General features: G+C 69.6%; 16 protein-coding genes and 6 pseudogenes. 9 read left to right on the top strand and 13 right to left on the bottom strand.

The genetic code is table 11. From position 1 onward, the window contains the following. Positions 1–112: 112 nt before the first annotated feature. Positions 113–556, top strand: a pseudogene (locus ABZ899_RS24055) (IS5 family transposase); the annotation flags it as partial. Positions 557–641: 85 nt separating this feature from the next. Here ABZ899_RS24055 and ABZ899_RS24060 read toward each other — a convergent pair. Then, positions 642–1,067, bottom strand: coding sequence for a hypothetical protein (locus ABZ899_RS24060; RefSeq protein WP_361349754.1), 426 nt, complete (start codon positions 1,065–1,067; stop codon positions 642–644). Positions 1,068–1,333: 266 nt separating this feature from the next. Here ABZ899_RS24060 and ABZ899_RS24065 point away from each other — a divergent pair, with 266 nt between their 5' ends. After that, positions 1,334–1,651 (top strand): S1 RNA-binding domain-containing protein, encoded by a 318-nt coding sequence (locus tag ABZ899_RS24065; protein WP_361349757.1) that lies wholly within the window; start codon positions 1,334–1,336, stop codon positions 1,649–1,651. A gap of 597 nt (positions 1,652–2,248) precedes the next feature. Then, positions 2,249–5,569 carry an NACHT domain-containing protein gene (locus tag ABZ899_RS24070; RefSeq protein ID WP_361349760.1) on the top strand — a complete coding sequence of 1,107 codons (3,321 nt, stop codon included), beginning with the start codon at positions 2,249–2,251 and terminating at the stop codon, positions 5,567–5,569. A gap of 57 nt (positions 5,570–5,626) precedes the next feature. On the opposite strand, the gene ABZ899_RS24075 is transcribed toward ABZ899_RS24070, so the two are convergent. The 7 genes from ABZ899_RS24075 to ABZ899_RS24105 are packed head-to-tail and all read right to left on the bottom strand — an operon-like array spanning position 5,627 to position 14,304. Next, complete coding sequence (locus tag ABZ899_RS24075) at positions 5,627–6,982, bottom strand: patatin-like phospholipase family protein (RefSeq protein WP_361349763.1); 1,356 nt, start codon at positions 6,980–6,982, stop codon at positions 5,627–5,629. A 14-nt stretch (positions 6,983–6,996) separates the two neighbouring features. Further along, the gene (locus ABZ899_RS24080; protein WP_361349766.1) at positions 6,997–7,458 is read right to left on the bottom strand and encodes a hypothetical protein; all 462 of its coding nucleotides are present in this window, start codon (positions 7,456–7,458) and stop codon (positions 6,997–6,999) included. Continuing rightward, positions 7,455–7,937, bottom strand: coding sequence for an anthrone oxygenase family protein (locus ABZ899_RS24085; RefSeq protein WP_361349769.1), 483 nt, complete (start codon positions 7,935–7,937; stop codon positions 7,455–7,457). The genes ABZ899_RS24080 and ABZ899_RS24085 overlap by 4 nt, the downstream gene beginning before the upstream one ends. Next, on the bottom strand, positions 7,934–8,863 hold the full coding sequence (locus ABZ899_RS24090) for an acetoacetate decarboxylase family protein (protein WP_361349772.1): 930 nt from the start codon (positions 8,861–8,863) through the stop codon (positions 7,934–7,936). The genes ABZ899_RS24085 and ABZ899_RS24090 overlap by 4 nt, the downstream gene beginning before the upstream one ends. Then, the gene (locus tag ABZ899_RS24095) at positions 8,860–9,915 is read right to left on the bottom strand and encodes an alpha/beta fold hydrolase (RefSeq protein ID WP_361349774.1); all 1,056 of its coding nucleotides are present in this window, start codon (positions 9,913–9,915) and stop codon (positions 8,860–8,862) included. The genes ABZ899_RS24090 and ABZ899_RS24095 overlap by 4 nt, the downstream gene beginning before the upstream one ends. After that, positions 9,878–11,794, bottom strand: coding sequence for a metallophosphoesterase (locus ABZ899_RS24100; RefSeq protein ID WP_361349777.1), 1,917 nt, complete (start codon positions 11,792–11,794; stop codon positions 9,878–9,880). Before ABZ899_RS24100 ends, ABZ899_RS24095 begins: the two co-directional genes overlap by 38 nt. Continuing rightward, on the bottom strand, positions 11,791–14,304 hold the full coding sequence (locus ABZ899_RS24105) for a GMC oxidoreductase (protein WP_361349780.1): 2,514 nt from the start codon (positions 14,302–14,304) through the stop codon (positions 11,791–11,793). The genes ABZ899_RS24100 and ABZ899_RS24105 overlap by 4 nt, the downstream gene beginning before the upstream one ends. A 422-nt stretch (positions 14,305–14,726) precedes the next feature. On the opposite strand from ABZ899_RS24105, the pseudogene ABZ899_RS24110 reads away from it, so the two are divergent. Beyond that, positions 14,727–15,166, top strand: a pseudogene (locus ABZ899_RS24110) (transposase); the annotation flags it as partial. 38 nt (positions 15,167–15,204) lie between these two features. Here the strand turns inward: ABZ899_RS24110 and ABZ899_RS24115 are convergent. After that, a pseudogene (locus ABZ899_RS24115) lies at positions 15,205–15,381 on the bottom strand (transposase); the annotation flags it as partial. 95 nt (positions 15,382–15,476) lie between these two features. Between ABZ899_RS24115 and ABZ899_RS24120 the strand changes: the two are divergent. The 3 genes and pseudogenes from ABZ899_RS24120 to ABZ899_RS24130 all read left to right on the top strand — a co-directional run. Next, positions 15,477–15,842, top strand: a pseudogene (locus tag ABZ899_RS24120) (IS701 family transposase); the annotation flags it as partial. A 518-nt stretch (positions 15,843–16,360) separates the two neighbouring features. Then, positions 16,361–17,695 (top strand): S8 family serine peptidase, encoded by a 1,335-nt coding sequence (locus ABZ899_RS24125; protein WP_361349783.1) that lies wholly within the window; start codon positions 16,361–16,363, stop codon positions 17,693–17,695. Next, positions 17,692–17,940 (top strand): hypothetical protein, encoded by a 249-nt coding sequence (locus ABZ899_RS24130; RefSeq protein ID WP_361349786.1) that lies wholly within the window; start codon positions 17,692–17,694, stop codon positions 17,938–17,940. The genes ABZ899_RS24125 and ABZ899_RS24130 overlap by 4 nt, the downstream gene beginning before the upstream one ends. 511 nt (positions 17,941–18,451) lie before the next feature. Here the strand turns inward: ABZ899_RS24130 and ABZ899_RS24135 are convergent. Then, positions 18,452–18,922, bottom strand: a complete 471-nt coding sequence (locus ABZ899_RS24135) for a hypothetical protein (protein WP_361349789.1) — start codon at positions 18,920–18,922, stop codon at positions 18,452–18,454. A gap of 565 nt (positions 18,923–19,487) precedes the next feature. Between ABZ899_RS24135 and ABZ899_RS24140 the strand changes: the two genes are divergently transcribed. Then, positions 19,488–20,093 carry a hypothetical protein gene (locus ABZ899_RS24140; protein WP_361349792.1) on the top strand — a complete coding sequence of 202 codons (606 nt, stop codon included), beginning with the start codon at positions 19,488–19,490 and terminating at the stop codon, positions 20,091–20,093. Positions 20,094–20,329: 236 nt separating this feature from the next. On the opposite strand, the pseudogene ABZ899_RS24145 reads toward ABZ899_RS24140, so the two are convergent. After that, positions 20,330–20,431 (bottom strand): annotated as a pseudogene (locus ABZ899_RS24145) (IS982 family transposase); the annotation flags it as partial. On the opposite strand from ABZ899_RS24145, the pseudogene ABZ899_RS24150 reads away from it, so the two are divergent. Further along, positions 20,432–20,784, top strand: a pseudogene (locus ABZ899_RS24150) (transposase family protein); the annotation flags it as partial. It lies immediately after the preceding pseudogene. 8 nt (positions 20,785–20,792) lie between these two features. Here the strand turns inward: ABZ899_RS24150 and ABZ899_RS24155 are convergent. Both ABZ899_RS24155 and ABZ899_RS24160 read right to left on the bottom strand, forming a co-directional pair. After that, entirely contained in the window at positions 20,793–21,056 is a 264-nt protein-coding gene (locus tag ABZ899_RS24155) for a hypothetical protein (protein ID WP_361350050.1), read from the bottom strand. 547 nt (positions 21,057–21,603) lie between these two features. Continuing rightward, on the bottom strand, positions 21,604–21,831 hold the full coding sequence (locus tag ABZ899_RS24160; protein ID WP_361349794.1) for a hypothetical protein: 228 nt from the start codon (positions 21,829–21,831) through the stop codon (positions 21,604–21,606). Between the last annotated feature and the right edge of the window lie 242 nt (positions 21,832–22,073).

Below are 22,073 nucleotides of genomic sequence, written 5' to 3' on the forward strand. Positions count from 1 at the left end.
AGCACCCCAGACCGTTCGTCTGGACGAAGACCGCCGACGAGATCCTCGACAAAGTCGCCGCCTACTGCCGACGAATCTCTGACTCAGATCACTAGAGCCTGGCCGACGGATCATGCGACTTTCAGACTGGATGGTCGTGGGCGGGATCATGTTCCGGGTCCGCACGGATATTCCCTGGCGTGACCTGCCCGACCGGTACGGGGCCTGGAAGACCGTCTATGAACGGCACGTCCGCTGGTCGGCGGACGGCACTTGGATAGGATCCTGCGCGCCGTCCAGGACGACGGCGATCGAGAAGGGCGGATCGGCTGGAGCATGGTCGGCGTGGACTCGACCTCCTGCCGGGCCCATCAGCACGCGGCCGGCGCCCGCAAGGCTAGGCCGCCCATCCCGAAAAAGGACAACGCCCCGGCACCACCGCCCCGACGAAGGGCTCGTATGGTCCCGGGGCGGCCTGCCCTGCAAGGTCCACCTTGAAGGTGGCTGTCGCCCCCTCGAACTGCTGGTGACACCGAGGCAGTGGGGCGACGCCCCGCAGATGATCGAGGTGCTCGAAGCTACCAGCAGACCGTCACGAAAGATCGAGGGTAGAGCTCTCTGCGGATGCGATCCGGGATTTTGCTGTCCCTACCCGCGACCCCTCACGTATTCGGGTTATCGATGTACGCGCCCTTGTAGCAGGTGTCCGAGCCAGCATCATCGACGCAGGCGATCACCCGAACACCGCTGATGTTGCTTGAGGCCGCCCAGGAGCGCCCATTGCGCGTAATAGTACTGTTATACCCCTGGTCGTTGCGCAAATTCGCCACGTCGTCCCCGTCGGGATTCAGGCCGGTGTAGACACGGATGAAGGCGTAGACGGCGTGGCTGTCTCCTTTGGTGTCGCTCACGCTTTGGCTGATGTTGTTGATGGTACAGCAGCCGCTCCACGACCAGGAAGCGCTGGCGGACACCCCTGTACCCGATGCAGAACCCGAGGCGGCGAAAGCCGTTGAGTTTGCACCGAGTACAAGCGCGGCAGCACTTCCGATAACGCCCATGGTGTACGAAATTCGCTTTGCCTTCATTTGTGTCGAAGTTCCTCTCGGTGAGAAGTTGCACGGAGCATGTCCTCAATTATCGGAACCTTTCAAGCCTGAATTAGGCCAAGAACGAGAGACGCGTGGCGCGAAAGGTGCACCGATCCAAGGCGGGTCAACTTCGGGGTTTTCGTTCACGTCGATGGCGAACCCGAGGGCCTGTGCACCGGCTTCATCCGGGTGCCGGACCTGACATGGGGCTGGATCAACCACCCATCCGAGGCAGTCGAAGCCCACCAACGGTCACCGCTGAGGTGATCACCGCCGAGACGCGCTCCGGTCAGGTCACCCTCTCCTTGAAGGCCCTGCAAGAAGATCCACTCATTCGGTTTGCCGATCAGGTCGGCCGAATCCTCACTGGGCCGATCACCAAGATCGTTCCCTTGGGCGTGTTCGTGCAGCTTGCCCCCGACGTTGTGGGGTCCCTTCATGTCTCTGAGCTGGCTGACGAGCCGATCGAGACCCCGGATCAGCTTGTCGCTATAGGCGAGTTGATCACGGTGAAGGTCGACGAGGTCGACCTTCAGCGTCGAGTGCGGCTGAGCGCCGCTGGCAGAGCGGACAGAAGCTAGCGGATAGGCGTGCTGGTGCCCGATTCGATCTTCTCGATGAGGGCATCGCCATGCTGACAGAGGAGACCGCGTAGGGCCGTGTAATGGGTCAGAGCATCGGGACGGGAGAGCTGGAACCAGGTGTTCGCCCGACGCTGCCGCCACGCTTGCCGAACGTCCGGGGCTGTTCGGCTTCAACGTGCCGTGGCGCGAAGAGCGGCTCGCCGAAGGAGACATAGGCCCAGACGAACGCGGACGCTTCCCGTGGGGGCTGGTCGTGGGCTTGGCGTGGACCTGCGCCACGACTCGACATCTCGAAGCGTGGAGAACGGCCGTCTCCGCTGTCCCGTGAAGAGCCGCAGGTCAGCAGGACGTTGTGACCCGCGAGGTTAAACGCCAAGCTCAGGCGCTGCTATCGGCGGAGGAGGTGGAGCGGGTGGAATGTACCTGGCCGTGCGGGGTTGCTGTAAGCGGCTGGCCGTCGGGTGTCCCCCGGTTCGCCCCCCGGTTCGCTGGTCTGGGCGGGTGAAAGTCGGTCGGCGGAGGACGAAACCCCTGGTCTTGGGGGAATGTCCGCGAGTTCCGCATGGAACCTCACCTGGCGTGAACCTCCGCCGGGTGTCCTCCTCCCAACTGATCCGACAGGGCTCGGAGCCGGCCCGCACCTGGCGGGTTCGGAAGAGTCGCTGGTACTACCCGGTCCTCGCCCTGACCGTGCTGGGCGCGCTCGCCGAGCTGTTCCTGGTCGGCGTGGCCGTGGCCGCACTGGGCGGGGCGCACTGGGCCCTCGGTGAAGTGGAGAGCCGGTGCCGGAACAACGAACAGGCCTGCGCCATCCTGTCCGGCGTCCTCACGCCCCTGCTCACCCTGGCCCTGGCCACCCTCACGTACCTGTTCTTCCGCTTCCGGCAGGTGAGCGGGGCCTACCTCAGGGTGGCCCGGGAAGCACCACTGGATCTGGTGGAGACGGCGGGCGGCATCTTCGGGCGGGTGGTTGGCCGGGACCAGTTGTGCGACGTGCTCATGGAGGATCTGAGGGTCAGTCGATTCCGTCGCACCCATTTGGTGGTTGGCGGCATCGGTGCGGGCAAGACCGCGCTGCTCGTGCTGCTCACGGAGCGGCTGGCGCAGCGCAAGGCGGTGCCCGTCCCGCTGCGGCTGCGCGGCGCGGGGAGCGATCTGGACTTTCGGCAGCTGGCCTACGACCGCTTCAAGCGAGAGGTGCAGGAGCACATCCGATCCGAGGGCGAGGCGGAGAAGGTGTGGCAGTGGCTGTGCCGGCAGGGCCGCATCGTGGTCCTGGCGGACGGCCTCGAGGACGCCCTGACGGGGGACGGCCAGAAGGAGGAGCGCGACACCGTCATCCGGCTGGCGATCCGCCGTGCCAATGAGGAGCGCCTGCCGCTCATCATCACCTCGCGCCCGCATGACGCGCTGCGTGGCCTGGATGCCTCACTGACCGATCTGGAACCGCTCAGCGAGGAGGCGGCCCTCGCTTATATCTCCTCCGGTACCGCCTGGGAGGACCGGCAACGGCTCGACTGGATCGTGGAGAAGGCGGGGATCGCCGAGGCCCCGACCTATCTGCAGGTCGCGAGCGACCTGCACGAGGAGGGCCTGCTGGAACGCGCCCTCACCGGTCGGCTCGAGGAGGGCGTGGAGACACGCGGCGGCGACCGGGCGGGGTTGCGCCTGCACCTGCTCGACGCGTGGCTGAGCGCCCTCGTCGCCGGACGGCTGTCCCCGCAGCTGCCGCTCGGCCGGGACGAACGCAGGGTGGTGCTGGACTACCTGTCGGCGCTGGCGTGCGGGGCGCTGGCCGACGACGCTGCCGAGATCGATATCACCGATGTGGTTGACGAACACGATCCGGAGGGTTCCCGGTTCCCGGAGATCGTCCGGGAGTTGGCCAAGCGGGCCCAGGCAAGCCGGATGGACATCCGCCTGGCCGCACACTGGGGCACCCGTATGGGCCTGGTCGAACTCGACGGGGACCGCGTGCGGTTCCAGCACAGCGTGATCCAGGCTCATCTGGGTGCCCGGTTCATGAACGCGGTGATCCATCCGCACGTGCCCGAAGAGCCCACGGAGGGCTCGTACTTCCCGGCGGCGCTGGCGAGCCCGGGTCGCGAACTGCTGATCGCCCTGGTGCTCTACTCGCGTACGCCGGAGGGCTCCTGCGCGCACGCGGCGTCCCCCGCGGGCGACCGCACCTGGTGCCCGGTGGCCTCGGCGCGGGACCTCCTGCTGCGCGCGGCAGGCCGGGCACAGTCGGCCGGCGCCGGCCACCTGGGCGCCACCGGCGCCCAGGACGCCGGGCGCGCCGAGGGGGCGGTCGATCCGCGGCACGTTTTCGGCCGCACCCTGCACACCAAGGCGCTCGAGCTGTACGCCGCCGCCCTGGAGATCGACTGCGTCGCCGCGGACCCGCAGCAGCACCGTATCGCCATGGAACTGACGACGTCGTGGTCGGACCTGCGGGCGCGCGATCCGGACACGCTGCGCGTGGCCAAGGCGCTTCTGGTCTCCCGCTTCGGTGAGGCCGTGCGTAGCGTCGCCCGCCGCCACTCCTTCCAGCCCGCGTATGCGGAACTCTTCGAGATCGGGCGCCTGGAGCCGTCGCATGACGTACGGGTCGCCATCGCGCAGGAGATCGGCGCGGGCGGCGACAGCGCCTTCGACGTGCTCGAGCCACGGCTGCGCGGTCCTCAGACCATCCGCGAACAGCCGTTGGGGCGCAGACCGGAGTGGCTGGTGGACCTGTGGGACGACAAGGCCGAGTGGCATGGGAACCCCGGACCTGATGGATCCGACGGCACGCAGGACGACATCGCGCGGCTGCGCAGGCGAGAGGAGGAGGAACGTGAGGAGGAGGAACACAAGTGGCGGGACGATGTGCTGTGCGCCTGGCTGATCCCCCTGCTCGTGGGTTCCGTCACCACCCGCCGCCACCACGACACCCCGTACGAGATCCTGGAGAGCTGGGTGCGGCGGGTCAGGGCCTGCGACGAGAACGACGACGGCTCCGGCCTGGACCTCACCCTGGAGATCGCCCTCGCCCAGGGCTTCAAGTACGCGGCCAACCGCCGTGCCCGCCATCCGCACGCCCGGCCCCAGGCCCGCGAGTACCTCAGCGAACAAGCCTGGGACATGCTCAGACGCTCCCGGTTCTGGTTCACCCGCGTGACGCTGCTGCACGCGCTGACGCTGTGGGAGCTGCCTGACGGCGCGAGTGCTGCCCCGGGCCCCGAGGATCACGGCTTCGACCCGGCGGAACAGGTACGTCAGTGGCTCGCGCTGCCTGACGGCGCGCCGCAGCATCCCTTCGTCGAGGCCGCCGCCGAGCTCTGTGTCTGGGCCCTGATGGCCCGTCGACCCGATCGGTTCCTGTGGATCGACGAGTCCGGTGTGTCCGCGCACGTCGGTTCCCGGACGGCCGGGGACGGGGAGGTACGCAAGCACCAGCTGTGGATTCCGCCCTCCACCGGCTGGAGCACCCTGCATCCGCGCGCCCAGCAGCTCCTCGCCGACGTCATGCTGCTGCTCAACCTCGCCGGCCGCGGCGACTGGCCCAAGGACCGGCTGCGGCGCCTGCACCGCACGGCCCGGCCGGAACTGCCGCCGTGCCTGACCAAGGACCGCCGCCCTCTCGACCCGGGCCGCTCCCTGGTGCGCACGGCCGCCGCCCACGCCGGCTCCAACTGCCGCGACGACTGTGCCTTCGAGCTATGTCCGTATCCTCCCTCGGGGCTGGACGGCTACCGTCCGGAGCTTTCCGAGGCCTTCTGCCGCGGTCAGTTGACACTGCTGTCGCGGTCGCGATGGCGATCCCTCGTGAGACCCGAGGCGCGCTGGCAACGGGGCACGGACCTGGCCGACCTGAGGCTGTTCTGGGAGCAGATGGGGAAGCGGGCGCTGAACAGCCATCGCGGAAAATAACCGGGCCTTCTCGCGACGTACCGGGACTTCCCTTCCTGGAGGGGCCGTACGGAGACGTCAGCGGCCTCGGGGCCTGCCCTGCGCGCCCGCCACCGTTCTGCGCAGTGGGGTGCCGGCCAGTTCGGTGACGGTGTCGGCGTGGTCGTGGATGCCGTGCGTGCCGAAGGGGGTCACGGAGGCCAGTGCGTGTGCCGCGTCGCGCAGGCCCAGTTCGAGTGCGACGTCCTTGCCGTCGGCGATCCGGAAGGGCACGGGCCCGGTCCGGGTCCACAGGTCCGCTACCGTCGCGTCGGCCGGTGCGCGGAGGGCCCGGACCTCGTGCCACCGACCCGCCAGGCGCACCCGGGCCGTGTAGGTGAGCGCGTTGCCGTCCGCCTCCACGCGACCGTCGGCCAGCAGCACCCGGCCGCCCCACGGGTCGTGGTCGATGTGTCCGACCAGCCGGGCTCCGGGTGACGGGGCGTCGTCGTCGGGCAGCGGCAGGTCGACGGCGGCCTCCAGCATGAGGTCGGCGCTGTCGAATTCGCCGTGCAGGCGCTCCCGGTACCGTACGCCGCGCGGGGGAACCCGCATCGCCGTACAGCGGGAGTCCTTCGGCACGCCCTCGGGGGCGGCGCCGTCGAGGTAGTGCCAGGCATCGCGGTAGCCCATCTCCATCAGGGTGTCGGCGGTGATGTGTCCTGCGAAGAACTCGGGGTCCAGTGGCAGCGGGTACTCCGGTTTGACCACGTGCAGTGTGAACGGTCGGGACGCGGTGGCCAGTTCGGCGAACAGCGCCCCGTTCGCGGACATCTCGATCATGTGGACGTACTGTTCCAGCGGTCCGTCGCCCCAGTACGGCGTGTTTCCGATGCACCAGGTCAGCCAGACCTCGTCGGCGCCGCGGCGCAGAGCCTCCCCCACATTGGCGTCCTGGACCCATACGGCGTCGGTCCAGATGTGTTCGTCGCGATGCAGCGGTGGCATGAACAGCGGCAGCGACATGCCCGCGGCCAGCAGTTCCGCGTCGATCTCGGTGTGCGGCAGGGCGACGCAGGTCTTGGTGACGAAGTCGACCAGGTTGAAGGTGCCGGGCAGCGGAGAGGAACGGATGGCGTCCGGGTCGATGCCGAGCGCGTGGAAGACGCGGTGGATCACCCCGTCCGTGTCGCCGAGGGCGGGCAGCGCCCAGGGTCCGCGCAGGTAGTCCGACAGCGGCAGCGGCGAGTTGAAGTCCCGGACGCGCAGGTCGGACCAGCGCCGGCCCATTTCCGCCGGGTCCTGGCCAGACAGCAGCATGCCGGTGGTGAGGATCCCGCCGGAGGTGCCGTCGACGTGGTCGAACTCCGTGCCGTACTCGTCGAGTGCTCTGACCACGCCGGTCTGCCAGGCCACCCGCATCCCGCCGCCCGCCAGGACCAACGACCGTTTCATCGCCGATCACCGCCTCACCGGATCCCGGGCCCTGCCGTATCGGCGTCCGCGGCGACGAGGGACTCGGCCGGGCGGGGCGGCCGGCGCCACAGCAGCCAGCACAGCCCCGCCGTGGCCAGGTCGAACAGCGCCACGAGTAGTGCCAGGCCGGTGAACAGGTCCCGCGCCACCCCTGCCGTCACCAGGGCGAACGCGCCGAACTTCTGTAGCCCCACCCACAGTAGCGGGAAGGACGGCGCCCCCGGGGACAGCAGTTGCTGGGCGAGCAGCCCACCAATGACGATCATGAACATTCCCACGGTCGCGAAGAGATGCCGGCTCAGGGACGCGGAGCGGGCCGAGTCAGGGGAGAGCAGCTCCAGCACGGGGCCGGGGGCCACCATCTGGCACACCCCGGTCACCATCGTCACCGCGGCGATGGCCAGGAGGACCAGCCGGAGCGGGTCACCGGTCACCCGGGCCGGGAGCAGGGTCATGAGAGGGCACCCCACAGATCCCCCTTGGCCGCGATGTACCAGACGATCGCAGCCCAGGTCACCGTGGCGAAGACGAACCGGATGTCGTTGAGCCGCATCCAGCGCACCAGCAACCGGGTGAGCCCGGCCTGGCCATCGAACCGGCCGCCCTGGATCCGCTTGTTGACCGGGACGATGATCCCCTGCCCAAACCACGTGATCAGCGCGATACCGACCATGCAGACGGTCGCCAGCACGACGTACCAGCTGCCCCACTCGCTCCACACCAGCACGATGCCGGAGATCAACATCAGCGGTACGACGACCGTGAAGAACCGGGTCGCCAGCCTCGTGGGCACGCCGAAGTGCACGTCGACGTTGTCCGGGGTCAGCGCACGCCAGGTGGGATACAGGAAGAGACGCAGTACCCACATGGTGCCCATGTACATCGTGGCGCCGAAGAGGAAGTACAGCGCGTTCACCAGCAGCAAGGTGTTCACGGCCGGGCTCCCACGTCGATCTGCGGTGGTGCGGGCCACTCCTCCGACAGGCCCAGGCCGACGACACTCTGGAGTGGTTCGCCGAAGGTGCGCCCAGCCTCCTCAGCCGTGAGGAACCAGCATTCGAAGTGGTCGTCGAGGATGCCCTGGGTCGACGGCAGGAAGCAGGTGAACAGCGGCTGTTCGGCGATCCCGAGGCCGTGCAGCGCGGCGGCTCCGGGGGCGTCGCCGAGGACGAGACGGGCGCGGGCCTGCCTGCCCAGGGCGATGTCGGCGGCGCCTTCGAAGTAGATGGACGACTTCATCAGCATCCCCCGGAAAGCGCAGTAGTTGACCGCGGCCACCCGCAGCGGCAGCCGCGTCTCGGGCGGGCGCTCGACCTCGATGAGCATGCCCAGCCGGTCGTCGTCCTCGTACTGGCTCGAGACGGCCCGGTCGCTCACCTGGAAGTCGAGGCTGGCCCGGTGTTTCGGCATGCCCCAGATGCCCTTGCCGCCCTTGACCGAGATCTCGCTGCTCACCGGAAGGTCCACGACGTACTGGCCGGTGCCGAAGCTGCCGCGCAGCAGCCCGGGCAGGAGGGGTGGCGCGGGCCGGGAGCCATGGGTGCAGGCGATGGCCACGGAGAACTCGATGTAGCGGCCGATGTCGGTGCGGGCGTAGTCGACGACGGTGACGACGAGCAGACCGCGGCCACCGGGGATCGCCAGCGGGTGCAGCTCGCCGCCGGGCAGCAGCCGGGCAGCCGCCCCGCGGTCGACAGGGAACGCGGCCATCAGCGCGGGCGTGTCGCTGGAATCCACCGGCAGCACGAACGGGATGCCGTCGACGAGAGCGTGCCGTCCGGCAAGTCGTCGCTGCCGGCGGGGGACCGTTGACGGTGTCGCGGACAGGACCAGCCGGGCCAAGCCCAGAGCGGGATTCATCGCGCCAGCTCCTCCAGGATCAGCGGGTAGGTGTCGGCCGCCGCGCGTCGGCCCAGGAAGACGTCGAGGTGGCCGTAGCCGGGCAGGAGGTGCAGGCTGTCGCGGCCGGGGCGGTGACGGTGCAGGAAGTCGAAGGTGCGGCGCTGGCTCTCAGCGAGGAAGCAGCGGTTGTCCTCGCCGGCGAACAGCGCGAAGCGGGCGTCAGTCTGCGGTGCCCGGTCGGTGAAGGACGGCGGCAGGCCCTCAACCGCGCCGGTGGCCACGAGATGGCCGGCCCGCACACAGGCGTCCATCTGCTCGAAGAAAGTCATGGGGACGTCGGCGAACTCGCCGCGGATCCAGTCGTGGGTGGCTTCGTCGAGGTTCGCGTGGGACCACAGGGCCGGCCGTCCGGAGCCGTAAGTGAAGCTGACCATGCGGCAGACGCCGTTGCGACACTCCCGGTGGGTGGCGCGGACGAAGTCGGCGACGCAGCGGGCGGCGAAGCCCTCGGGCCGGTCGCCCCAGGCCGGTGAGAGGTGCGGCAGGACGCGGCCGACGACCGGTGCCACCTTGCTGATCTTGAACCGGGACACGGCGGGCACCACGGGATGCAGTGAGACGGCGTTGCTGACCACGGTGTCCACCTGGGGCAGCAGCCCGGCCGCGGCGGCCATCACGAACGACGTCGAGCCCTGGCAGTGCACGACCGCCTTGAGCCGGTCCGCGCCGGTGGCGGCGAGGACGTGCTCGACGGCTGCCGGATGGTCGTGGGCGGCCGCCTGGTCGAGGGTCCAGGGCATCGGGTCCAGGTCGATGGAGGCCCGCCAGTTGAGCAGCCACACGTCCCAGCCGACGTCGATGAGGGCGTCGACGAAGGTCCTGGGCAGCGGCGGCCGGAAGAGTTCGGCCCGTACGCCCGCGCCGTGCACGACCAGCACCGGCCCACGGGTCGGCGGATGCCGGCCCTGCACATGGACGACGGTCAGCGGCCGACCGTCGCGGGCGGTGAGGGGCCGCACCTCGGTGATGTGGTCACGGCGGGTCGTGGAGCGCCTGGGCGTGCGCCGCACGGAGCCGGTCCCGGTCCGGGGGCCGCTGCTGCCGTGGCCGCGCGGGTTCGGTCCAGGGCGGGGGGTCATGGCGTTTCGCCTCCCGGGCGATCACGACGGGGTCCTCGATCAGCCGTACGGTGAGGGGCTCGGCGGGCACCGCGCGTTTCCGGCCGCCCGGTGCGTCCTCCAGGTTCCACCGACGGCAGATCCCGTCGAGCACCAGGGCGTGCAGGGTGAGGTTGCCGTCCGGCGCGATGTGCAGACGCAGGAAGCCCTTGCGGTCCTCGACGGCCTGGCCGGACATCTGCCAGTCGGCGACGGCGCCGCCGCGTGCCGACAGCACCCACAGGGCGAAGGCCTGCGCGCCAGCCACCGCGCCCAGCACCGCGGCGACCGCGAGACAGACCAGCAGCACCCCCCAGCCGGGCCAGCGCGCGGGGAACGGCAGCGCGACGGAGACGGCGAGAGCCCCCAGCGCCACCACGGCCTGAAGAAGTACGGCGTCGGCTGCCCGGGGTTTGGCCGGGCGCGGACGCCAGGTCCGGCGCAGGAGACCCCACAGCACCACCAGGACACCGCCGGTCACCGCGGTGAACAGGCCCAGGTCCGCGGCGCTCGCCTGCCGCACGGCGTCGATGGGCTGGAGCTGGTTCCGCGCCACCGCGAACAGGAAGGCGAAAACGACGAAGGCGGCGGTGTGCACGGCCGCGGTGAGCCGGCAGAAACCGGGGTTGCGCCGTGGCAGCCAGTACGGGGACCACGGCGCCGCGATCCGGCGGGCGAGCCGACGGGACTCCCGGACCTCTGGGTACGTGCTCTCGTCGGCGCGCGTGAAGGTCACTGCGGGGTCGTCCTTCTCCTGCATCCGGGTCGCTGCTGGCGGCAGCGACAGGCTGCGGGGCAGGGTGTGGGTCGACGCCAGGTAAGCGCCGCCGAGACCGCACGTCACCATCTGCCGGCGCCGGGGATCCGGGGGGAGGTCTTCGCGCTCGGGCGGATCCGTGGGCAGGCGCTCGGCGTAGCGGGCGTAGTGGTGTTTGTCGCCGGTCAGCCACAGCCGGACCGACGCGCCGGTGGGCACCGGCTCGCCGGTGCGTGGGTCGGTGCGGGTGCGGACCACGGCGCGGTCGAACCAGTGCAGCGTGTCGAAGGCGCCGGCGTCGTCGGCACACTTGACCCAGGTGGGTTCGGCGCAGCAGACGATCACTCCGTCTCCCGGTCGCAGACGGGCCGACAGATGGTTCTGGAAGTAGCGCAGCTGGGGGTCGTCCAGGTACGCGCCGAGCTGGCTGTCGAGGCCGACGAGCCACCACTTGCACGGCAGTCGTACGGCGAAGTAGCTGCGGGTCTGCCGGGTTTGCCAGCCGCCGACGGGCTGGCGCAGGCCGAAGGTGCGCAGGAACGCGGTGAGGCCGTCGTACCAGTCGTGGTTGCCCGGCAACGCCAGCATCAGCGGCGGAGCGCCCTCGGTGGCCGGCAGGGCCGAGGCATAGGGGCCGGTCATGCTGTCGCGGTAGAGCTGCATCGAGGCCACCGGGTAGGTCTCGTCGCCACCGAGCACGAGCAGCGAGCCGCGCGGCAGCCGTTCACGGCGGACGGTGAGGCCGGGGGCGGCGAGGGACCAGGCCACCGACGCGGTCGCGTCGAATCCGTCACCGAGGTCGGCGACGTGGTCGATCCACATCTCGCGCGCGTCCGGGTCCTCGAGCGGGGCCCGCAGGGGCTCGGCCCTGAGAGTGCCCTGGATCTCCCGCTTGTCCGCGTACGCGGCGAACACATCGGCCAGCGCAACCTTGACGCCGGTCCGTACGAGGGAGGCCGGGTCCAGCCAGCGCACCGGCTCGCACGGGGTAAAGCCGAGCTCCTTGGCGTGGGCGCGCAGGTGCTTGAGGTTCACGGCCTGTCCTTCGCGGGTACGGCGCGCGCCAGGCGTCCGCCGTAGACGGCCCACAGTTCGCCCAGGAACAGCTTGCCGAAGAGCTCCATCGCCCGCGCCGGGTGTGGGCCGGTGGTGCGGAAGGTGGTCAGCTGCTGGAGGAAGTCACCGATCCGGATGATGACGATCCCGGCGCCGATGACGGGCGCGGTGGCGTCGTCGTCGGGGTGGGTATGCCCGGCAAGCAGGCGGACGTAGAGGGTGGAGGTGTCGGGCCAGACGTCGGCGCCGGGGTTGTCGTGGACGTCCTTATGCCCTGTGAGGGTGAGCGGGGCGCCCTCCTGCGTGCGCAGGTGGAGCCGGTACAGCATGCGCCGTCGGCCCGCGTCGCCGTCCTGGGTGAAGAGGTTGAACCAGCCTTGCTTCACCTCCAGCCGTCCGCCGAGGATGTCGCAGTCGACGTGGCCGGCGGCGTCCGCCGCGTGCGCTGGCTCGGCGACGAAGCGGTCCACGTCGGCAGCGGTGATGGTGAGCCGGAAGCTCAGCCGCTGCCCGAGCGAGCGTCCGAGCGCGCGGCCCTCCTCGGGGTCGTCGACGTCGAGGGCGACATGGCCCTTCATCTCCTCGGTGAAGCTGAGGCTGGTCGGTGGCCCGACGGGCGGGGTGGGGGCGGAGTCCGCCGGCGCTCCGGTGAAGCCGAACGCAGTACCGGTGGAGCCCGCCGGGGCGGCTTCGGCCGGTGTGCGCGGCGCGGTCCCGCCGGCCGTCGGCCCCTCGTGTGCCGTACCTCGCGCCGGGGCCCGGCCGGCCGCGTGCGGCGCCGTTTCCCCTTCCAGGATCCGGTCGCAGGCCCGGTCCGCGACGGCGGCGATCGTCAGGGAGGGGTTCGCGCCCACCGCGCCCGGCAGCAGCGATCCGTCCAGCACATGCAGGCCCGGGAACCCGAAGACCTCGCCGATGTCGTCGCACACGCCCTCCCCGGGATGACGGCCCATGGGGGCGCCGCCGAGCGGGTGCACGGTGATCACGCGGTTGCCCCACCACCACAGCGGGTTATCGAGGAAGTCGCCGCCCAGCGCCCCCGCGATGTCCCGCATGGTCGAGCGGACCCGCTCGAAGTACGCGCGTGAGGTGAGCGTCGTCCAGTCGACGTCGAGCTGGCCGCGGCGCAGCCGCATCCGGCCGTCCGGCACGTCCCGCCCCATGCCCAGCAGGGGCAGGGAGGTCGCGGAGAACAGGGCGGGCCCGAGCAGCAGCGCCAGTTGCCCGCTGACGCGGCTCGCCGGATCCACCCCGAGCCGGGCCAGCAGCCGGTGCAGTCCGAACCCGAGAAGGCGGCGGGCGCCGCCCGGCAGTCGGGAGGACTCGGCGAGCCACGCCACGAAGTCCGGGTAGCCGGCGTCCTCGATGTAGAAGCCGCGCCCCGACGAGCCGTCCTCGTCGAGTGCGTCGCCGCCGCGCACGGCGCTCGTGATGACAGGTCCCCTGCTGGCGTCCAGCCTCAAGGGACGGTCTCCGTCGGCGCCCGCCGTGGCGCGCAGCACCAGCCCGAGCAGGTCGCCGTTGCCGCAGAACCGGGTGCCCAGCGCGCTGCTGAGGCCGGGCAGTGCCGCCCGGTTGCGCAGCAGCAGATAGGTCGAGCCGAAAGTGCCGGCCGCCAGCACCAGGCGATGGCAGCCGATGCGGTGCAGGGACAGCCGGTCGGTGGCCGTACGGTGGCCTTCCCGGGCAGGGTCGTGCACGACGTACGAGACGTCGTAGCCGCCGCCGGGACGGGGCGTGAAACCTCGTACCTCGCAGCGGGTGCGGATGTCGGCGCCGTGGTGCCGGGCGGCCGACAGGTAGGTGTGGTCGAGGGTGTTCTTGGCGCCGTAGTTGCAGCCGATGTCGCACTCGCCGCACAGCCGACAGGTGCTGCGGGGCAGACCGTGCAGATTGCCGTAGTCCGGGTCGGTGATCTGCGCGCCCGGCACGGGCGGCGCACCGGGCCGGGGCGCGAAGGAGACGGCGAGGGGCGGCCGGAACACCGGCAGGTCGAGCCGGCGGGCCGCCTGGTGCAGGGCGACTGTCTTCGGGGTGTTCTGGTACGGGTAGGTCGTGGCGCCGAGCATGCGCTCCACCCGGTCGTAGTGCGGGTCGAGGTCGGGGCGGCCGACCGGCCAGTTCTCGTAACCGCCTCCGGGTAGCGGCGACTCCTTCACGAACCACCGTTCGTCCTTGCGCAGCAGGACGTTGGCATAGATGAGGGATCCGCCGCCCAGGCCGCTGGAGACGACGCCTTCCAGACCGCGGAAGGACCAGATGTCGAACAGTCCGTGCAGGCCGTTGCTCGGGTCCCAGAAGTTGCGGGCCATGTCGGCGGGGCTGCGGGGGAAGCCGCCCGGCGGGTACGGCTTCCCCCTCTCCAGCACCACCACCGATTGGCCGGCTTCGGCGAGGCGGTACGCGGTGACCGCCCCGCCGAAGCCCGAGCCGACGACCACGGTGTCGACGACGGCTGTGTCCTTACTGTCCTGGGATGCGTCGGCCATGGGTGCTCCCTGCACCGGCCCCCCACAACGTGCTCAGGTTCCCCATAACATACTCACACCGGGAGCAGATGCCAGCAAACGGGGGATTCTTACCGTATTGGTTTCAACTTCCTGTACCGGTTTCCCACTTCGGGTGTTGGTCACGTCTGGTCCAGCTCCGCCAGCGGCACCCGGCGGAACGCGACCGTCTCGTACGTCCCCATCACCTCCGTCTCGTACAGGATCCCGACCGCGTGCCGGCCGAACCCCACCGAATTCACGACCGCCGCCCTGCACGCCGCCCGCGACCTCTCCGCTGTTTCGTCCTGAACCCCAACACCCCGTTTGCGCCCGGGATTTCGGCATGCCGAATGTGTGAATCAGCGCTCTTAGTACTCCAGCAGCGTTTCGTGTCTTGAACTGGTGGTTGTCGTTGTCCTGGCATGGAGGGGATGACTGAAGTCGATTGCTGGGCTGACGAGTTGGACTCGGTGTTCGCCCGGGTGGCGGGCCGGTTCGCTCGGGCGGATCTGCGGTGGCGGATGCGGGACGACGACCGCGGTCTGCTGGGCCGAACGGCAAGGAAGAACGGCTGGCAGCTCGCTGAATGGGCAGGCCATCGCACCCCCGACGGCTTCCAGCGGCTGTTGAACAGCATCGTCTGGGACGCGGACGCCCTGCGTGAGACGTCCGTGCCTATGTCGCCGAGCGCCTCGGACCGGACGGAGAGCTGATCATCGACGACACCGGGTTCATCAAGAAGGGCACCACCTCGGCTGGGGTCGGTCGGCCGTACAACGGCACCTCGGGAAAGATCGACAACTGTCAGATCGGGGTGTTCGCCGCCTACGCCACCAGTTCGGGCCGGGCCCTGGTGGACCGGACGTCAAGTTGCTCAAGCAGGCGGCGGAAGTGCCAGTCCTGCCCATAGGCCTCGTCCGCGGTGACCCACTTGGCGGGCAGGCTGGCGACCATGCAGCGGCGGACCATGTTCCGGGCCAACTCTCCCTTGGTCGCGAAGCCGCGCTTGTCGGGGATCTTCGCCGCCCGGCAGCGGTCACGACCGGACGTCCAGGCCTTGGGTAAGTAGAGCTCCCGGCTATGTGGTGGCGGTGCCGAAGTCGCAGTAGATCAAGTCCCTGGCAGGCATCTGGCGCATCGACCAGCCCATCGACGAAGCACCTGTCGATGCCTGGCAGAGACTGTCCTGCGGTGACGGAGCGAAGGGCCCGCGGATCTACGACTGCGCCGGGGCCAAGCTTCCCGCCAACCTCATCTTCGACCCCGACCCGCCGACCCATCACCGCTGGGTGATGGCCCGCCGTAGCCTGTCCGACCCCTAAGAGGTGGCCTACTACCTGGCCTACGCCCCCGTCGGCGTCGAGATCGCCGAGCTGGCCCGGCTGGCCGGCTCCCGCTGGGCGATCGAAGGAATGCTTCCAAGCCGCGAAGAACGAATGCGGCCTGGACGAGTACGGGGTCCGCCGCTATCCCGGCTGGTATGGCACATCACCCTGGCGATGCTCGCCCACGCCGTCCTGTCCGCACTCACCGCCCAGGCCGGCGAGGCCGCAAAGGGGCTGCAGAAACGGATCAGCCCTCGTCCCGCTCACCGTGGCAGAGATCCGGCGGCTTCTGGACCCTCTCCCGCCCCGCCCACGAGCCGACCGCGACCCCGTCACCCACGCACTGAAGTGGTCGGTCCGGAGAAGGCACCGCCAGGCCGTCGCCCGCCGCTGCCACTACCGAAAACGCAGCTCAGGACACGATCCCCGCTGGAGTACTAATACTCCAGCATCGCTGTCTGACCAGCTGGTCAGATGAAGGGTGAGGCATTGGGCCGACAGGCGGGGCGCCGCCTCGCGCCGTGGGGGCGGCGCTAAGTTGCGGGCCTCCGTGCCCAATGCCACGGTCTAAGCGAGGGGCGCCGACGGCCTGGCGAGGGGCAGCCTTGCCGGCGACGGCATCACGCGTTGATCCACGATTGAACCGCACCCCGCCACCCCTCGCACCCGACACTCCACGCATCGGCGCGCGTCCACGAAGCGGGGTAAACCAGCAGAAAGTGGGAAATGCAATGGCGATCGGTCCCATGGACGGGCGTGCCTTCGGCGAGCAGCCCAACCGGCCCAACGGCTCCGTCAGAGGCCAGGGCGCCGAGTACACCGGCCGGTACGTGGTCCTGCTCGACCCGAGCAACCAGGAGAGCGGAATCAACGCACTGCGTTCTTCCGCCGACATCGCGTCCGTCGAGCGCGTTCGAGGCACCGAGGCCGGGAACGTTGCCGAACTCCTCGATCGACCCGACGTCTCGGTTCTCTTCGAGGACCTCAACGCGGCCGTCGTCGAGGTCCGGCCCGAGCAGCGCCACGCGCTGGCGACCACGGCCGAGGCGGAACCCTCGATCATCGCGGCGGAACCGGAGCGCATGGTCTACGCGCTGCCGATCACCGCCCCGCAGCAGGCGCCGACCGAGTACTTCCCGGCCTACCGCAGCGACGAGGACGTGGTCGTCCGCCACACCAGGGCCGAGATAGCCGCAGGCCAGGGCCCGTCCTGGATCGAGGAGAAGTGGACCTGGGGCCTGCAGGCGATCCGGGCCAACCTGTCCCACCTGACCGGACGCGGTGTGAAGATCGCCGTCCTGGACACCGGCGTGGACACCGACCATCCGGACTTCGCCGGCCGCATCGAGGCGACGGAATCCTTCGTGCCCGGCGAGACCGTAAAGGACGGCCATGGCCACGGCACGCACTGCATCGGCACCGCCGCCGGTCCGGCCGGCCCCCGGCAGGGCCCCCGCTACGGCGTGGCTCCCGAGGCCCAGATCCTCGCGGGAAAGGTGCTCAGCAACGCGGGTATCGGATCCGACGGCCAGATACTGGCGGGTATGGCCTGGGCCGTTGCTCACGGCGCGCGGGTGATCTCCATGTCGCTGGGCGCTGGGGTCCGACCGGGTGAACTGTTCCCTCAGACCTACGAGATCCTGGCCCGGCGCGCGCTGGAGCGCGGAACGGTGATCGTCGCCGCCGCGGGCAACGAAAGCCAACGCCCCCAGGTCATCCAGCCGGTCGGTCGGCCCGCCAACTGTCCCTCCATCCTCGCGGTGGCCGCGCTCGAGAAGGCGATCGCGCCGACGTTCTTCTCCAACGCCAGCATCAACGGACAGGGTGGCGAGATCAACATCGCCGCGCCCGGCTGGCAGGTGCACTCGGCCGCCCCCGGCGGCGGGTACCAGTCAATGAGTGGCACCAGCATGGCCACGCCGCACGTGGCGGGTGTCATCGCCCTGCTCGCCCAGGCGAACCCCAACGCCTCCGCGGCCGATCTCATGGCCGGCCTGAAGTCCGGCGCGTTCCCGCTGATGCAGCCCGTCCGGGACGTCGGGGCGGGCCTGCTCCAGGCCCCGTGAGCGAGTCGTCCCCATCCGCGCCGGTCGGGGTCATCCTTGCGGTCGACCCCGACCGGTTCGCGGAGGTGGTCGAGGCCCTGCGGCGGGCCGGGCTGACGGTCACGGGCGAGCAGTCGGTCCTCGGCACGCTCTCCGGTACCGTCGCGGAGGACCGGATCTCGGCCCTGGAGGCGGTCGATGGCGTCGACTCCGTCGACCGGGAGCGCATCATCCGGCTTCCCCCGCCCGACTCCCCGATCCAGTGAGCTCAGTGAAGGCCGTCCCCTGCCCCAACCAGGGCACTGCGTGCTTGAGTCCCCAGGAGTTTGGGAGCCCTTGAGGAGCGCGTTTGGGCGCCGGCACACACGGGAGCGGCGTGAGTGCCGTGTTTCCCTCAGGCGTCCTCCGACAATGGCGTCGCAGGCCACTGGGCGGGGAACGGAGCCCGCCGTAAAACTGCCGACTCGGGCGGCGTGATCTCGGTCCTGGTCTCACTAGCCACTAATACTCCAGCAGGATTTCACTGTCTGACCTGGTCGATCGTGCGGTGGCCAGCTCACGGAGACCGCCCCTCGATCGTGCGGCAACGCCGCGGATAATGGCAGCGGTGGGCGACTGCTTGGCGTCGGCGGCGCCAGTTCGACCAGCTCAACGCACGGTGTCGTCCGCGGTGTCCGCTCAGGTGCGGAGGCCGGGCACGACAAGCTGCCAGGAGCCGCCGAACCGCCACCGTGAGCCCGATGGCCCCGGGCGTCTCACCCGTTCCACCCCCTTTTCTCAGGGCTGGTGTGCCGTGGCGGCCAGGAAGGCGTGCGCGAGCATGGCCAGAGTGATGTGCCGATACCAGCCCACGTAGCGGCGGACCTCGTACTGGTCCAGGCCGCAGTCGTTCTTCGCCGCCTGGAAGCACTCCTCGATCGCCCAGCGTGCCCCGGTGACCCGCACCAGCGCCTGGACAGTGACCTGAAGGGACGCGTAGGCGAGGTAGTAGACGATCTCGTCGGGCTTGCTGATGCTGCGCCGGGCCAGTGCCCACCGCATCCGGTGAGGGACCTCGCCCTGATTGTCGAACTCGGCGACGGCCGGCAGCCGCACCGCTGCCCAGTGATAGACGCGGGGCCCCTTCGCGCCGTCGCCGCAGGAGATCTTCTCCCATGCTTCATCCGGGGCCTGCGCGAACAGGTCATCGATTGGGACAACCTCAACGTCCGCAAAGAGCGCCGACTGCGGGAGTTCGTCGACACCCACGACTGGATCACCTGCTACTTCATGCAGGCCTGCGCACCGGACCTCAACCCCGTCGAGGGCATCTGGTCCCTACTGCGACGCAGCAGCCAGACAAACACCGCCTTCACCGACCCTGACCACCTCATCCGCACGCTCCGACACGGTCTCCGCCAGATCCAGTGCCGCAGCGACCTCATCAACGGATGCCTCGCCGAAGCCGGGCTCACCTTGACGACATCACGGCGACAACGTCAGTCGAGCCGGTTGGGCCCCCGCGGCCTCACCCACGACCTCCGCCAAGACCTGGTCATGAGCGCGGCGCACATAGCCGAGCAACGTTCGCCGCACCCGGCGAGCGTCACCGCCACGGCCGGCCTGCCTCGGGACGGAAAGACCTACGAGTACATCGATGACACGCCACGAACACCCGCGGCGGGCGGTCATCGGATGACGCGACATCACGCAAGTTTCAGGCTTCAACCGAAGTGGCTGATTCCGGACTTGTCCGTCTCGTGTGTCCCGAACAACCCTGAAGTCAGATTGCTCCCTGGCATGCGAGGGGGCATTGGAATCGGGGGAACACGCCATGCGCATACCCATACTCGCGGTTGTCACTGCGACCGCCGCCCTGCTGTTCGGAACCGGGACGACCGCTGCCGCCGCCGCGCCGGGCTCCGACACCACGAGCGTCTCGGCCGCAAGAGCCGCAGGGCCCTTCGCGGACCAGGCCGCGAAGGCGCACTTGACGAAGGCCCAGACAGCATCGCTCCAGACGAAGGTCGACCGATATGTGAAGCGGACCGGCGGGAAGCAGGTCGCACTCAACGAAATCGACCTCGGCGGCGATGCCACACTGCTGGTCGCCCTGCCCGGAGAGAAACACCCGAGGGACTTCGCGTCCGGCGACAGCTCCCGGGCCGCGTTCGACCCATGCCTGCAAGGGCAGGTCCACAGCGGCTGGTTCTGCGCCTACAGCCGGGAGGGATTCAACGGCGACGCCCTGCGCTGGTACGAATGCGGAAGGCGTGGCATGCCGTGGGGAGGCTGGGGGTCGTGGATCAACGATCAGACCCCCGGTACGAGGGCGATCTTCTACGGTGCGGACGGATCCGCCTACGACGCCACCCCGGCACCGTACAGCTCCAACTCCCGCTACTACTGGACGCCCGTCTGGAGCATCAGGAACTGCTGACGGCAATTCCGGGCGCGGCCCGTGTGGTCGCCGTTGGGGACGAGGGCGAATACAAACGGGGGGCCATGAGCCGGTCGCTCCTCCGACGTACCCGGGCGGCCCACGGCCTCCCGGTCCCGGACGCGGGCCCGCCCGCCGGCACGCCCTGGAACGCGCCGGCTTCGTCCCCTCCCTCCGGCCCGGCCCGCCACACCCAGCCGGATGGCCGTGAGCTGGACAGCGTCTGGTGCCAGCGCGAAGGCACCGGCAGCCAGCGCGAGAATGCGCTGGGCGACCCGGATCGCGACGCCCTCGAAGGTCCGCCCGCTGTGTTGTTCCAGGTCAAGCTGGCCTTTGAGAGCGATCCGAAGGGGCGTCTGATGTGGGTTTCACCAGCCCTAACCGGCGCCGTCCACGACGTCCGGGCCGCGCGCGAGCACGGGATCATCGAGGCACTCGCTGAGGCTGGCATAACCTGCTGGGCTGACAAGGGCTACCAGGGGGCAGGCGGCACGGTCCGTCTCCATTACCACGGCCGATGGGACAGCCTCTCCGCCGGCCAGTCAACCGGTTCCACGCAAAGATCCGCGCACTGATCGAGCAGGCGATCGCCACCCTGAAGTCCTGGCGCCTCCTCCGCAAACTCCGCTGTTCGACGACCCGGATCACGAGTCTCGTCCAAGCCGTCCTGGTCCTCCAGCTCGCCGCCACGGGCCGAGATCAACCCGCAGCATTCACCAGGTCCGTCAATTCGGCCTCGGTCGTCCCAGCCCGCAGACGAACGTCGAAGGTATAACCCTCATCGCAGAGCACCAGGTCAGGGTGCATGGGTGTCAGCCTGCGGAACGCGAGCGCCAACCAGATCGCGTCTTCCTCCCAGACGTCCATGTACAGGCAGGAACCGTCCTCGTGCAGATACGCCCCACCTGGGCCGTTCTCCGTCTCGAACTGCCATATGAGGCTGCGCACTTCACTGCGGTGCATCGAGTCGATCTCGACCTCAGACCACCGGGCACGGATCGCGTCCGTCAGCGCATCCCTGGTCAGCCCGACGGCGGCTCACCCGAGGCCTACCATCAGGGTCACCGTGTCCGGCGTGCGCCCTTCCTTCCTGTGGCAGGACGGTGCGCAGGCCGCTCGCCCCTGCCGACGGCAGCTGGTCGATGAGGGGCTCTACGGGACACACCAGGTCACTGTGGCCTGCGAAGGCTAGTTCGACTTCCATCTCGATGGCCGTGGCAGGCAACACGGTCATCCCCGCAGCCTCCGGCACCGCTGTTATCAGCAGGGCGCTTCTTGCCGATCCCCGGCTCGCCCCGCAGCACCTCGCGTGGATGGGCTCAACCGCTGTGCGAGCGGGCCGATCGCGCACGGGGGGCGCACAGGGTCGTACGACGAAGATCATAAGCGCAGCACGTCGATGGTCGGGCGTGTCATGCGGAGTGCGGCGGTCGTCACATCGGGAAGGGCGGTGCGCTGCTCATCAAGCGCATGCTGAACACCTGCGCCCGGTCCCCCACACCGGTCGTGATCAGGTGAAGGACAGGCGTCGGAACTGGCCTACGCCGTGGAGGGTATGGTCCTCGGCCTCGGCCTCGATCCGGCCGACCCCCCTGCGCAAGTCGAGTTGGCCGGCACGGTCGAGGTGTTCACCGTCTTCGGGCTGCGGGACGACCGCGCCAACGCGCTGCTGATGACCGGCGTCATTCCGGGCGAGCGTGCCGCTGCCGCTGATGAACTGGCGGGCGACGAGCTCCACTTCTCCCGTTGGCGGACACCGTCCGCGCTGAGTCCGGGGACGCAGCCGCCAGGGCCGCGCGGGTGCAGGTCGATGGCGGGAACGTTGGGATGCCCCACGGGAACCGTGATCAACGGTATCAGCGGTGCCGTATCCCTGGTCCAGGCTGACAACACTGCTGTCAGCGTAGGGTTTCTCCCCAGATGCGTCCGGACGAACGTCCCCAGCTCTGGCCGCAGGCAGCGGCAGCACGGCAGAGGATC

Source organism: Streptomyces sp. NPDC046859 (assembly GCF_040645135.1).
Classification (GTDB): Bacteria; Actinomycetota; Actinomycetes; order Streptomycetales; family Streptomycetaceae; genus Streptomyces.